Origin of the sequence: Paraliobacillus sp. JSM ZJ581 (genome assembly GCF_044383835.1) — a bacterium.
GTDB lineage: Bacteria > Bacillota > Bacilli > Bacillales > Amphibacillaceae > Paraliobacillus.
In genome coordinates this window covers 39,655-53,239 of record NZ_JBISEP010000009.1, presented here as the reverse complement: position 1 = coordinate 53,239, position 13,585 = coordinate 39,655, and the positions used below count along the sequence as shown (strand labels likewise).

At 35.8% G+C, this 13,585-nt stretch carries 13 protein-coding genes; 1 reads left to right on the top strand and 12 read right to left on the bottom strand.

Annotation, left to right across the window (positions count from 1 at the left end):
- Positions 1–10: 10 nt before the first annotated feature.
- The 3 genes from ACH6CY_RS07405 to rpsU form a co-directional block, all read right to left on the bottom strand.
- Complete coding sequence (locus tag ACH6CY_RS07405) at positions 11–1,300, bottom strand: NfeD family protein (protein WP_374066748.1); 1,290 nt, start codon at positions 1,298–1,300, stop codon at positions 11–13.
- Between the two features lie 216 nt (positions 1,301–1,516).
- Positions 1,517–1,963 carry a GatB/YqeY domain-containing protein gene (locus tag ACH6CY_RS07400; protein ID WP_374066701.1) on the bottom strand — a complete coding sequence of 149 codons (447 nt, stop codon included), beginning with the start codon at positions 1,961–1,963 and terminating at the stop codon, positions 1,517–1,519.
- Between the two features lie 66 nt (positions 1,964–2,029).
- The gene (gene rpsU / locus ACH6CY_RS07395; RefSeq protein ID WP_067837072.1) at positions 2,030–2,203 is read right to left on the bottom strand and encodes a 30S ribosomal protein S21; all 174 of its coding nucleotides are present in this window, start codon (positions 2,201–2,203) and stop codon (positions 2,030–2,032) included.
- A 181-nt stretch (positions 2,204–2,384) separates the two neighbouring features.
- Here rpsU and ACH6CY_RS07390 point away from each other — a divergent pair, with 181 nt between their 5' ends.
- Complete coding sequence (locus tag ACH6CY_RS07390) at positions 2,385–3,308, top strand: Na/Pi symporter (RefSeq protein WP_374066700.1); 924 nt, start codon at positions 2,385–2,387, stop codon at positions 3,306–3,308.
- A gap of 102 nt (positions 3,309–3,410) precedes the next feature.
- On the opposite strand, the gene ACH6CY_RS07385 is transcribed toward ACH6CY_RS07390, so the two are convergent.
- From ACH6CY_RS07385 to dnaK, 9 genes are all read right to left on the bottom strand, one after another.
- Positions 3,411–4,238 carry a MetQ/NlpA family ABC transporter substrate-binding protein gene (locus tag ACH6CY_RS07385; RefSeq protein ID WP_374066699.1) on the bottom strand — a complete coding sequence of 276 codons (828 nt, stop codon included), beginning with the start codon at positions 4,236–4,238 and terminating at the stop codon, positions 3,411–3,413.
- Between the two features lie 27 nt (positions 4,239–4,265).
- Positions 4,266–5,282 (bottom strand): uroporphyrinogen decarboxylase family protein, encoded by a 1,017-nt coding sequence (locus ACH6CY_RS07380; RefSeq protein ID WP_374066698.1) that lies wholly within the window; start codon positions 5,280–5,282, stop codon positions 4,266–4,268.
- A gap of 16 nt (positions 5,283–5,298) precedes the next feature.
- On the bottom strand, positions 5,299–5,958 hold the full coding sequence (locus ACH6CY_RS07375; protein ID WP_374066697.1) for a methionine ABC transporter permease: 660 nt from the start codon (positions 5,956–5,958) through the stop codon (positions 5,299–5,301).
- On the bottom strand, positions 5,955–6,977 hold the full coding sequence (locus ACH6CY_RS07370; protein ID WP_374066696.1) for a methionine ABC transporter ATP-binding protein: 1,023 nt from the start codon (positions 6,975–6,977) through the stop codon (positions 5,955–5,957). The genes ACH6CY_RS07375 and ACH6CY_RS07370 overlap by 4 nt, the downstream gene beginning before the upstream one ends.
- A gap of 303 nt (positions 6,978–7,280) precedes the next feature.
- A complete protein-coding gene (mtaB, locus tag ACH6CY_RS07365; protein ID WP_374066695.1) occupies positions 7,281–8,633 on the bottom strand; it encodes a tRNA (N(6)-L-threonylcarbamoyladenosine(37)-C(2))-methylthiotransferase MtaB in 1,353 nt (450 codons plus the stop codon).
- Positions 8,634–8,638: 5 nt separating this feature from the next.
- Entirely contained in the window at positions 8,639–9,391 is a 753-nt protein-coding gene (locus ACH6CY_RS07360; RefSeq protein WP_374066694.1) for a 16S rRNA (uracil(1498)-N(3))-methyltransferase, read from the bottom strand.
- A gap of 22 nt (positions 9,392–9,413) precedes the next feature.
- Positions 9,414–10,349 carry a 50S ribosomal protein L11 methyltransferase gene (gene prmA, locus ACH6CY_RS07355; protein ID WP_374066693.1) on the bottom strand — a complete coding sequence of 312 codons (936 nt, stop codon included), beginning with the start codon at positions 10,347–10,349 and terminating at the stop codon, positions 9,414–9,416.
- Between the two features lie 65 nt (positions 10,350–10,414).
- The gene (gene dnaJ / locus ACH6CY_RS07350; RefSeq protein ID WP_374066692.1) at positions 10,415–11,536 is read right to left on the bottom strand and encodes a molecular chaperone DnaJ; all 1,122 of its coding nucleotides are present in this window, start codon (positions 11,534–11,536) and stop codon (positions 10,415–10,417) included.
- Between the two features lie 197 nt (positions 11,537–11,733).
- Positions 11,734–13,566: a molecular chaperone DnaK gene (dnaK, locus tag ACH6CY_RS07345; RefSeq protein ID WP_374066691.1), complete on the bottom strand. Its 1,833-nt coding sequence runs from the start codon at positions 13,564–13,566 to the stop codon at positions 11,734–11,736.
- Between the last annotated feature and the right edge of the window lie 19 nt (positions 13,567–13,585).

Here is a 13,585-nt window from a genome sequence, read left to right as displayed (position 1 = left end):
TCAATTCCTCCTATGTGTTTTTCATTTCTCTTACAACAATTCTTGAACCTTCTGTTTTGATTATTTTTACTGGCTGTTGGCTAGCGATATACCCCCCCTCTGTGATAACATCAAGTCGTTCTCCTTCAAATATAGCTGTTCCTGATGGACGAAGTGGTGTGAGTGCTATGCCTTCTAATCCGATTAATTCTAATCGATTTACTGAAGAAACATATCCTTTTTCTCTTGTTGTGGCATCACTAAGAATAACATGTCTAAAAATACCTTTTTCCAACCCCATTAATTTATACAATAATATAGCTGTAATAACAGCTACCACAAATGCAATTGCAATGCTTACACTCATCATTCCTACATCAGGTGCTGACATATATAATGAACCTACAACAGCACCAACACCTAGAGATCCGACAATTCCTCCAGGTACAAATAACTCTGCAACAATTAAAACAATGCCCAAAACTAATAAAATGATTGCTTCATATCCAGCAAATCCAGCAACAATATGTCCATAGAAAAACAAAAGAAGTGAAGCTAAGCCAATCGAACCAGGTATACCAAATCCTGGTGAATATAATTCGACAATTAAACCAATACTAGCTAATGATAATAATATCGGTACTACTGTAGAACTTGTAAAAAAACGTGCCAAAGCTTCTGAAAAGGTCACTTCTGTTTCTACAATCTCCGCATTACTAAGCCCCAGTTCATTCAATAATTCCGTTCGATGATTGACTATAGCTTCTGCATAACCAATCTCCACCGCTTCAGATGGCCCTAATGTTAAGTATTCGCCTTTTGGCGCATTATATTCAGGAAGGTCAATACTAGCATCAGCCATAGCCGCTGCATACAATGGATCTCTTCCTTTTGACTCAGCCGCACTACGCATGGCGCTTAGCCATGCTGATTGCGCTTTTTTATCTGCTGCTGATCCATCTGAGTTAATGACTCCACTAGAGCCCATCGTAGCTTGTGGCTTCATGTATATTTTATCTGTATTTAATGATATATACGATCCAGCAGACAGCGCACGACTAGTAATAAGTGATGTTGTTGGAATATCTAAATCTTGCAACAACACTGCAATATTATTCGCCGCATCCACCCGACCACCAGGAGTATTCAGTTCAAGTATGATATGATCAGCAGATGCTTCTTTCGCTTCCTTCGTTGCGCGCTTCAAAAAAGCTTCCAAACCACGTTCTACTTCTTCTTCAATCGGTATGATATATACTAATTTTCCATCTCCGTTACCATTGTCTTCAGCATGACTAATTGGCATTTGAAAACTTATCATACAGACTAAGGTCATCAAAGTTATCCAAGTAAAACGTTTCAAACTTTTCACTCTCCCTCCCTCCTTTCCATTCTTACTATTATGTACATTATCTACGCAGAATCTCAGTAAAAAGTTTCATTTAATTATATATTATAGCATAAATAGTTTCATAAAAATAATCTCCTACCACGTAAATATGATAGGAGATTATTCGTCTATAAATCATTAAACAGATTAAGACAAGTGCTTTTGAACCAGCTGCTTCACTTCAGTTCCATCCGCTTTGCCTTTTACTTTAGGCATTAAAACACCCATTACTTTACCCATTTCTTTTTTTGAAGTAGCATTGACTTCTTCAATGGTTTGCAATACAATTTTTTCCAATCTTTCACTTGACAGCTGTTCAGGCATATATGCTTGTAAAACATTCAATTCGGCTACTAATTTTTCTACAAGATCATCGCGTCCAGCTTCTTTAAATTCATGGAGGGAATCTTTTCTTTGTTTTACCTCTCGAGATAAAACAGTTACTTCTTCTTCTTCACTTAATTCGTCTTTACCAAATTTGATAGATTCATTTTGTAAAGATGCTTTAACCATGCGAATAACGCTTAGTTTTTCTTTATCTTTACTTTTCATTGCTACTTTCATATCTTGGTTTAGACGTTCTAGTAATGACATTATCGTTCTACACCCTCTTCTCGGAAAAAAAATCAAGCTTCTTCCTTTCCGTTCATGCAATTAAAATTACTTGCGCTTTCTAGCCGCCTCAGACTTTTTCTTGCGACGAACACTAGGTTTCTCATAGAATTCACGCTTACGGTATTCTGACAATGTACCCGATTTTGATACACTGCGCTTAAAGCGACGAAGAGCATCTTCAAGAGACTCGTTTTTACGAACGCGAGTTGTGTTTGACATGCTAATTTCCCTCCCTCCGAAGCATCAACAATTTGTTACGACATATGTATACGCTACACATGTCTCTTTGACATTATAATATAAGGAATTTTGTAGGTCAACTTTTTGTTTAGGCTAATCGTTGAATTCTTAACATGTTTGTCGGTGCATGTCCATATAGTTTAATTAGAGGTGAGCCATTATGGAACTTATATCTTTATTATTCGTATTTATCATGCTATTTTTTATAGGCATGCGCTTATTACAAACTGGTATGAAGTTTTATGCGGAGTCAAAGCTAACTAATTGGATTTCTACAAGTACCAATCATCTACTTGGAAGTATTATGATCGGTACAATAGCTACTGCCATTTTACAAAGCAGTTCTGTTGTTTTGATTATTACGATTAGCATGGTGACTGTTGGGATTCTAACATTTAGACAAACAATAGGAATTATTCTTGGTGCCAATATTGGTACAACCATTACTGGGGAATTACTTACTCTAGGAGATATATTTCCTTTTCATATCAGTTTATTTGCTGGAATTATATTTGTTTTTATTAATCAAAAGAATATTTTTTATATTGGATGTATTCTTCTAGGTCTAGGAAATATATTTATTGCGATGGATGGGTTCCAATCATTAATGCCCTTAATTAATGATAGTTTTTCTTTAAAATACGCATTTTCATCTGCACAAACTTATCCAGAGATGGGGTTACTCATTGGTGTTATCATTAGTGCAGTCATTCAATCTTCAAGTGCCACCTTTGCTTTAACAGCTAGCTTATTACATGAAAACATCATCACGTTAACCACCTCCATTGCAATTATGTTAGGATCGAATATTGGTACTTGTGTAACAACTTTAGTTGCCTCGATTCGAACATCAAAGCAAGCTAAATTAGTTGCTATCACACATACCATCTTTAATATATTCACCGTATTGATAGTTGTTCCTTTCTTATCACTGGTTACTTATATTGGTGGACAACTAGCAACAAATAGTGTGAATCAACTGGCTCATACTGCCGTTTTATTTAACATTTTTTCTGTTATAATTGTGATACCTTTTATACCATTTTTAGAGAAAAAAATAATATCTAAGTCACAAAAAATATAACAAGGCGTAGCAGTAAATACTTCACAGCATACACCTAGCCTAAATGAGATTTTTCCTTATAAAATTAATATAAACAGCAGAGATACGTCTCTGCTGTTTATATTAATTATTATCTTCCCATGCTTCCGGTAATATAAAGCCATCATATTTTTCTTGTGATAAAATATATTCTTCAAATTCCACTGACTCATATGCAGCGGTTAAATCTGCCGCCCACTCTGTATCTTTATCTTCTGCTAAGGTGGTAACAATAATCCGGTGCTCTAATGGTGTATCCTCTATTTTTAATGCATCGGTAATTTTCATACCAGCATCGGCAATGTAATTTCCATTCACAACACCAAAATCAACATCTTCTAAAGATACTAAAATTTGTGCTGGATCTAACACTTTAAATTCTATTTCATATTTATCTAACTCCACACTATTTAAATTAAAGTCAGTAGTCCCAGCACCTTCTTTAACTTTAACCCATCCTAAGTCTTCCAATATGCGCACTGCTCGTTCTTGATTGACAGGATCATTCGGTAGTGCAACTGTAATATTATCTTCAACTTCATCCATCGAATCATATTTAACAGAATGTAAACTTTGAGGAGCACCCGGAACATACGCAATAGGTGACATTTCCATCCCTAATTCGTCATTAATTCCTTCCATATACGCTGTGCTTTGAAATACACTTGCATCAATTGACCCTTCTTTCATCGCTGGATTAAGTTGCATGTTTTGTGAGAATACTTCGACCGTCACATCATACCCTTGTTCTTCTAAAATGGGCAAGATACTTGCACGAAATTGTTCTTCATATGTCCCCACACCAAAACCAACCACCAAATCTTTTTTCTCCTCACCTGTAGCTTCATCATCTCCACAAGCTGTAAATAAAAACAATACTCCTAAAGCAATAAATAATAGTAATTTCTTCATTTGCATTATCACCCTTTTCACATGTATTTATTTAATGTTCTCTCTTAATTCTCGAAGCGCTGCATCTGTTACATCAAATGACACGCAACAGTTTGGAACTAATAAAAATGGTTGGTTTTTCATTGTTTCTAATGCGTATTCTATCTGTTCACGAATTGATGTAACTGATGCTTCAGCGAACGTGTGATGATCTATACCAGCTACTTTTGTTTTATTCAAAGAAATATTTAGTCCTGGATTCCCTTCAGCATTTGCGTCCCAGCTAATACCTTCAATTGGATAATTATCAAATCGTTTTGGATGTGCTTGTGCACCACACGTATGCAAAATCCGTTTACCTTTACTCATTGCATTTAATACAATTAAATCGTACGGCCTAGAAAACTCATTAAAAGCTGCTTCGTCAAATAATGCTGGATGTGCAGTACCTGTCACGGCGTAAAATATACCATCAGCACCTACAGTTTCCAACTCTTTCACATAGCTTGCCATTGTTAGCGAAATTGCATGTAACGCCTTATGAACACCTGACCGTTCTTTTCTAAATAAATCTTTAATTAATAATGGGTTCTCACTACCATATACCGATTGATCAACATAAGGAGAATTACCAGTAAGAAACAACAAGATGGTTAAGGGAGAGAAAAGGGTCTGCACAATTGGTGTTTCAGGTAATGCTTTTCGTATTATGCTAACTGTTTCAAGTTGTTCTTGTAACGGAACTGATTGCTCCACATCAATCTCATTAATGTTCCATACATCCTTACTCTCTTTTACAACTGCGTTAGTTTGTTTAGGAAAAACCCATTGATAATCGTTTAAATCGTATTGATTACCGAATGCCTCCGCTAGATAAGTTGCTCGAGGATTAATTTTTATCCAATCCCAATTAAATTTATTGGCAAACTCGATTGTTGCCTCAGCTAAATCTAAAGCAGTTTGTTCTTTATCTAGGAAGTGATACCAAGCACTAACAATCGGTCGATCTGCATGTTTTCCATTTAAATGTGCCTCAAACCGGCTTTTCTTATTCCACTCAACCATATTTTAGCCTCCTAAATTAATTTCTTCTAATATAACGTGCTAATTTGTTACCCGAAGACTGAATTACCTGCACAAAAATAATTAGTATCACAACTGTAGCAACCATAGCGAATGTATCGAAGCGCTGATAGCCATAAACAATTGCTAAATCTCCAATCCCCCCTCCTCCAACGGTTCCAGCCATTGCTGTAGCTCCAATCAATGAAATTGTTGCAGTGGTTAATGAGAGAATTAAAGAACCGAATGCTTCTGGTAATAAAAAGTACCAAATCACCTGAAAAGGCGTTGCTCCCATTGATTCTGCAGCTTCAATAATCCCAGAACTTACTTCAAGTAAAGAATTCTCTACTAATCTAGCAATATACGGTGAAATATAAATAATTAACGGAACAATTGCTGCGTTAGTGCCAATTGATGAACCTACTATTATTCGTGTGAAAGGAATAATTACAACTAGCAAGATTATGAAAGGAACGGAACGAACTATGTTAATAATTGGATTTAACAATACATAAATCCAATTCATTCCTATGACACCACCTGGACGAGTGACAACGATTAAAACACCTAAAAAAAATCCGATAAGCGCCCCAATTAATAACGCCACTCCTACCATGTATAAAGTATCAATGATAGCTTGCAAAAATTGTTCTAAGGTAACATTTGTTTCTATCATTCTATTGTAACCTCCTTAATCCGAACTTTTTGTCTCTCTAAAAAATCAATTGCAGCTCGCTTTGTTCGCTCTTCTCCCTCGATTTGCACATACCAGATTGCAAGTGTCGTTTCTTGAATTTCTGCCATGTTTGTATAAATGACATTGAGGTGCAGCTGATAGTTAATTATTAATTGATGAAGAATAGATTTTGTAGCATGATTACCAACCATTTCAAGTTTGTATATATTTTTTTCGCTTTTTTCTTTTAATTTTCTTTTGATACTTGAGGGAATTTTATTGCTAATTACTGTTTGAACAAATTTTTTCGTTGTTAGCTGTTCAGGATAACCAAATACATCTAATACAGATCCAACCTCAATAACCTCTCCTTGCTCCATTACAGCAACTTTATTACATATTTGCTGAATAACCTGCATCTCGTGTGTAATTAGCATGATCGTTATGTTATATTCCTTATTTATTTTTTTTAATAATTCTAAAATTGATTGTGTTGTTTGAGGATCTAAAGCAGATGTTGCTTCATCACACAATAAGATTCTTGGATTAGTAGCAAGTGCTCTTGCTATTCCAACACGTTGCTTCTGACCACCTGATAATTCATTTGGATAACTCATTTGCTTATCTTCTAAACCGACAAACTGTAAAAGTTCATTAACTCTTGTTTTCATTTCATTTTTGTTCATTTTTTCTAAAATTAGCGGCATGGCAACATTTTGAGAGATTGTTTTCGACTCCAATAAATTAAAGTTCTGGAAAATCATACCGATTTGTTTCCTGGTGTTGCGTAACTGGTGTTTATTTAATTTGTTCAAACACTGTCCATCAACAACTACTTTTCCACTTGTTGGTTTTTCCAGATAATTCACCAATCGAACAAGGGTACTTTTTCCAGCTCCACTATAACCAATTACCCCAAAGATATCGCCTTGTTCAACTTGTATGTTAATATCTTTTAGCGCATCTATTTCTTGCCCTTCTCGATGATATTTCTTACAAATTTGTTCTAGAAGAATCATACTGTTCACCCTTTCTATACATGATATTGTGCTCTTGCGTTCAATCACATACTTGTTTTATTAGCTTAATACAGCCTAGTTTATCTAAAAGCTTAAGGTATCTGAAAGTCTTTTTGTTTCACTAGAATTTAATTTCATTTTAATTCCGATTTAATTCATCGGATTAGTTCATTTAATAATAATATATAAGTTAAAATTTAGCAATACTTAAAATTAAAAATTCTAAAAATTTTTATCTCAAATTAATTTTGCGCATAAAAAATACCACAGTTAAAAATACTGTGGTAAATAAATGTTTGATATTTAAACGGTAATTGTTTCATTTCTTGCAGGTTGATCCATCACACGAACAAATACAGCATCATTGAGTGGATACCCAGCTTGTGTTATTTTCACACGAACAATTTCTCCAATCATATCTGATGTACCTGCAAACCTTACTTTTAAATAATTATCTGTATAACCAATTAACATCGTTTTATTATTATCTGATTGATCTTGTTCCTCAGGAATAACTTCTAATATCTCTCCTTCATATTGCGAAGCATATTCTTTGGCTTGCTGATTAGAAAGTTCAATAAGTTGGTGAACACGTTCATTTTTTATATCATCATTCACTTGATCAGCCATTCTTGCTGCTGGAGTGCCTGTACGTTTAGAAAACGGAAATACGTGAAGCTCAGAATAACCTATCTCTCTTATAAAATTATATGTTTCCTGAAATTCTTCATCAGTTTCTCCAGGAAAACCTACAATTACATCAGATGTAATAGCAAGTCCAGGTAAGGCTTGCTTCATTCGATCTACTTTTTCCTTATAATAACTAGTTGAATATTTTCGACGCATTCTTTCTAATACTGTATCTGAACCAGATTGTAGTGGAATATGTAAATGCCGAACAATTTTTTCTGATTCATCTAACACTTGAATCACTTCATCCGTAATCTGACTAGCTTCTATGGAAGAAATACGAATACGTTTTAATCCTTCTACTTTATGCTCAAGATCACGTAATAAATCAGCAAAGTTATAATCCTTCATGTCTTCACCATATCCAGCAGTATGAATACCAGTTAACACGATTTCCTTATAACCCGCATCAACTAATTGTTGTGCTTGATTTAACACATTTTCAGGTTTTCTTGAGCGAAGGAGTCCTCGTGACCAAGGAATAATACAAAATGTGCAGAAGTTATTACATCCTTCTTGAATTTTTAACGAAGCACGAGTTCTATCTGAGAATACCGGAACATCCATTTCTTCGAACACACGATTTTTCATAATGTTAGATACACCATTGATTGGCAAACGTGTTTCTTGATGTTCTTTAATTAACTCAATCATTTTTTCACGATCCTGCGTGCCAACAACAATGTCTACCCCTGGAATTTCCATAATTTCTCCTGGTGATGTTTGCGCATAACAACCCGTTACACAGATTACTGCTTCTGGATTTTTACGAATCGCTCTACGAATGACTTGACGACTTTTTTTATCTCCTGTATTTGTTACGGTGCATGTATTAATTACATAAACGTCTGATTCACGATCGAAGTCAACTCGTTCATAGCCGTGCTGTTTAAAAATTTGCCAAATTCCTTCTGTTTCATAATGGTTTACCTTACAACCTAATGTATGAAATGCCACTGTAGACATTTAGATCACTCCATTTCCTCAAAATGATACGAGAGGGTAGCTAACGTATATAATCCAGCTGTTTCTGTTCTAAGTATCCTCGGACCCAAGCGAATACATGTGAAATCATTTTGTTTCAATGTAGCTATTTCTTCGTCCGTAAAACCGCCTTCTGGACCAATACAGATAAATACCGATTCACCTGTACGTATTTTTTTGTAAGCTTCATATAGTTTATCACTTTTTTCTGAGCGTGTTGTTTCTTCATATGCTACAAGCTTATGATCAAACTTAGATGCTTGTTCTAACAATTCGGAAAAACGCGTCAGCATGATTACAGTAGGTAAACATGAGCGGTGCGATTGCTCTGCCGCTTCCTTCACAATTTTACGGTATCGAAGTAATTTTTTATCAGCTTTTTTTGTATCTAATTTTACAATAGAACGAGCGCCTTGAAAAAGTAAAAAATCAACTGCGCCTAACTCGGTACCTTTTTGTAAAATTAAATCTAATTTATCACCTTTCGGAAATGCTTGAGCAATTGCCACTTTTATAGGCATTTCAACATTAGTTTCTATCCAATTCACAATGCTTGTAACAACTTGGCTTTCAGTTATGTTTGATATCTTACAAGTTGCCGATCGTCCATCTGGTCGATTACAAATAATCTGATCACCTTGTTGCATACGCATTACTCGACAAATATGGTGAAAATCATCACCTGTAATAAACACTTCGTTCGTTGTCCATTGATTTGCAGGAACAAAATAATGTTGCAAGCTGTTTACCAACTTTCTATTTTTACTTTTGAGCAATAATGCATATCCAATCTTCCATCTGATTGACCTCAATTATTCGAAAACCAGCATCTACTAACGCATGCTTCACTTGCTCCTTTTTCGCTTGTATAATACCCGATGTAATAAAAATACCTTCAGGCTTTAACAAACGGAAAGCATCCTTTTCAAAACGCATAATAATTTCCGCAAGTATGTTGGCGACAATCAGATCAGGTTTTTCGTCGATATGATCTAATAAATTATTTTGTTTCACTTGAATTTGATTGTGTACTTTATTAATCTTCGTATTGATGCGAGCAGCATTTACTGCTACTTCATCAAGGTCAAAAGCAGATACTTGATTCGCTCCAAGTAAAACCGACGCAATACTAAGTACACCTGAACCTGTACCAACATCGATCACACTGTCGTTTGGTTTAATATAACGTTCGAGCGCTTGAATACTTAACACTGTAGTTGGGTGTGTTCCTGTACCAAAAGCCATCCCTGGATCTAACTCAATAATCAATTCGTCACTAGAAACAGGAGTATATGTTTCCCAAGTAGGAGTTATCGTAATCTTTTCAGAAATTTTAACTGGTTTATAATACTTTTTCCAAGCTGTTGCCCACTCTTCTTCATTTACTTCACTTAACGTTATTTGGTTTGTCCCAAGATCAATATCATATAGCAATAAATTGTTGATAGCTTGTTTAATCTGTTCAACTGTTTCACCTAAAAAACTGTTCATAGGTAAATAAGCTTTAAGAAGTACACCTTCTTCTGGAAAGTCAATTGGATCTAATTCATACATTTCACCAAGGTCTGTAGAGCGATCTCTGTCTAACTCTTCTGAGTCTTCAATTACAACTCCACTTGCTCCTGCTTCATGTAAAATGTTCGAGATTGGCTCAATTGCTTCATTAGTAGTGTGAATACAAAGTTCAGACCATTTCAAGTGAATCAACTCATTTCTAATGATTTATTTCATTTTCATGATAACTTATCTTATTGATTAAGATATTATTCTCCTTTAAATGCCCGTTTCACTTTATTAAAAAAGGAGTCTTCATGTTCATCTGTAGGTTTGTGTCCACTAATCTCATTTAACTCACGTAATAACTCTTTTTGACGATCTGTTAAATTCGTCGGTGTGATCACACGTATTTTAACATGTTGATCACCATGGCCATAGCCACGTACATTAGGTGCACCTTTTCCTTTTAATCTGAACGTTTTTCCAGTTTGTGTTCCAGCAGGAATTTTTAGTTTTACCTTACCATGTACAGTAGGGATCTCAACTTCATCGCCAAGTGCGGCTTGAGCAAATGTAATCGGCATTTCACAGAATATATGATCACCATCACGTTTGTAAAACTCATGTGTTCTTATTTGAACAACAACATATAGATCACCAGCAGGGCCACCGTTTACACCAGGTTCTCCTTGACCAGCAACTCTAATTTGTTGACCATCATCGATTCCAGCAGGGATATTTATATGGATTTTCTTACGTTTTTTCACCTTACCTGCTCCACCACAAGTCGCACATTTTTCTGGTATGATTTTACCAGTTCCATTACACTGATTACATACGCGTTTATTCACAACACGGCCAAATGGTGTATTTTGTTCAACATTTAATTGGCCACTCCCATTACATTGACCACATGTTTTTGGCTTAGTGCCTGGCTTTGCACCAGAACCACTACATGTCTCACATGATTCATCTTTAGGAATTTCAATATCAGTTTCTTTCCCAAAAATGGCTTCCTCAAAGTTTAACACCATTGTATATTGTAAATCTGCTCCTTGTCTTGGTGCATTGGGATCTCGACGACGTCCGCCACCAAAAAACATATCAAAAATATCACCAAATCCGCCAAAGTCTTCTGCGCCTCCAAATCCACCAAAACCTTGACCTTGTGGCCCAGCATGGCCAAACTGATCATATTGTGTACGCTTTTGATCGTCACTTAGAATTTCATACGCTTCCTTTGCTTCTTTAAATTTATCCGCCGCATCATCTGCTTTATTTACGTCTGGATGATATTTTCTTGCGAGTTTTCGGTAAGCCTTTTTTATCTCGTCTTTCCCTGCCTCTTTAGAGACACCAAGTACATCATAATAGTCTCTTTTACTCACTGCACGATCACTCTCCCGACTCTTCTTTGCATAGATTTTATCATAACATTGGAACTCTGTTTTGAGCAAATTGCTTATACATGAGATGCATGATAGACATTAATCGTTTATGAAGGAAATAAACAGAGGAAAAGTCAAAGCCAAGTGAAACCTGACTTTGACTCTTTCTACAAGTTTGTGTATAACCATTTTTTAGCTTACTTCTTATCTTCCTCATCATCATTAACTTCTTCATAATCGGCATCTACTACATCATCAGCTGCTTCACCATTTTCGCCTTGTGCAGCTTGCGCTTGTTGTTGTGCTTGTTCATACAACTTCACTGACAATGCTTGTACTTGTTCTTGCAAGGCATCTTTCTTTTCTTTGATTGCATCTAGATCATCGCCTTCAAGCGCTTGTTTTAATTCATCTTTAGCAGACTCAGCTTTTTGTTTTTCATCATCAGACACTTGTTCACCCAAATCTTTGATTGTTTTATCTGTTTGGAAAACAAGTTGATCTGCTTCATTACGTAGTTCCACTTCTTCACGACGCTTCTTATCTGCTTCCGCATTCTCTTCTGCATCTCTTACCATTTGTTCTACTTCTTCGTCAGAAAGACCAGAAGAAGATTTAATTGTAATAGATTGCTCTTTGTTCGTTCCCAAATCTTTCGCGCGAACATTCACTATTCCATTTGCATCAATATCAAAAGATACTTCAATTTGCGGTACCCCACGAGGTGCTGGTGGAATATCTGTCAATTGGAAACGTCCAAGTGTTTTATTGTCTTGCGCCATTTCTCGTTCACCCTGAAGTACATGAATATCAACTGCTGTTTGGTTATCTGCAGCTGTTGAGAATACTTGTGAATGACTTGTAGGAATCGTTGTGTTACGCTCAATTAGTTTTGTTGTTACACTTCCCATTGTTTCAATACCTAATGACAATGGTGTAACATCAAGAAGAACAACATCTTTCACATCTCCTTGTAATACGCCACCTTGAATGGCTGCACCAAGTGAGACTACTTCATCTGGATTAACACCTTTAGATGGTTCTTGACCTGTTTCTTTTTTGATTGCTTCCTGCACTGCAGGTATACGTGTAGAACCACCAACAAGTAATACTTTATTTATTTCACTTGGTTTCATTCCAGCATCTGTTAATGCTTGACGTGTTGGTCCCATCGTACGTTCTACTAAATCCGAAGAAAGTTCTTCAAATTTAGCACGTGTTAAATTCATCTCTAAGTGTAATGGACCAGCTTCACCAGCTGTAATAAATGGTAATGAAATTTGTGTTTGTGTTACGCCTGAAAGATCTTTTTTAGCCTTTTCAGCAGCATCTTTCAAACGTTGTACTGCCATTTTATCTTTAGATAAATCAATACCATTTTCTTTTTTGAACTCTGCAACCATATGATCAATGATTACTTCATCAAAGTCATCACCACCAAGGCGATTATCCCCTGCAGTAGCTACTACTTCGAATGTTCCTTCACCAATATCAAGAATTGATACGTCGAACGTACCCCCGCCAAGGTCATAAACTAATACCGTTTGATCTTGATCACCTTTATCAATACCATATGCTAGCGCTGCAGCTGTTGGCTCATTGATGATACGCTCAACTTCAAGCCCTGCAATTTTACCAGCATCTTTTGTAGCTTGGCGTTCTGCATCATTAAAGTAAGCAGGAACAGTAACTACAGCTTTATCTACTGTTTCACCTAAATAATCTTCTGCATATGATTTAATGTGTTGTAAGATAATTGCAGAAATTTCTTGTGGTGTGTACTCTTTCCCTTCGATTTCTACTTTATAGTCTGTACCCATATGTCTTTTGATTGATTGTATCGTATTAGGATTTGTAATTGCTTGGCGTTTTGCAACTTCCCCTACTTGTCTTTCTCCATTTTTAAATGCAATCACAGAAGGTGTTGTACGGTTTCCTTCAGGGTTTGGAATAACCTTTGCTTCGCCACCCTCCATTACTGCGACACAAGAATTTGTTGTACCTAAATCAATACCAATAATTTTTCCCATGATTCATTTCCTCCTTCTT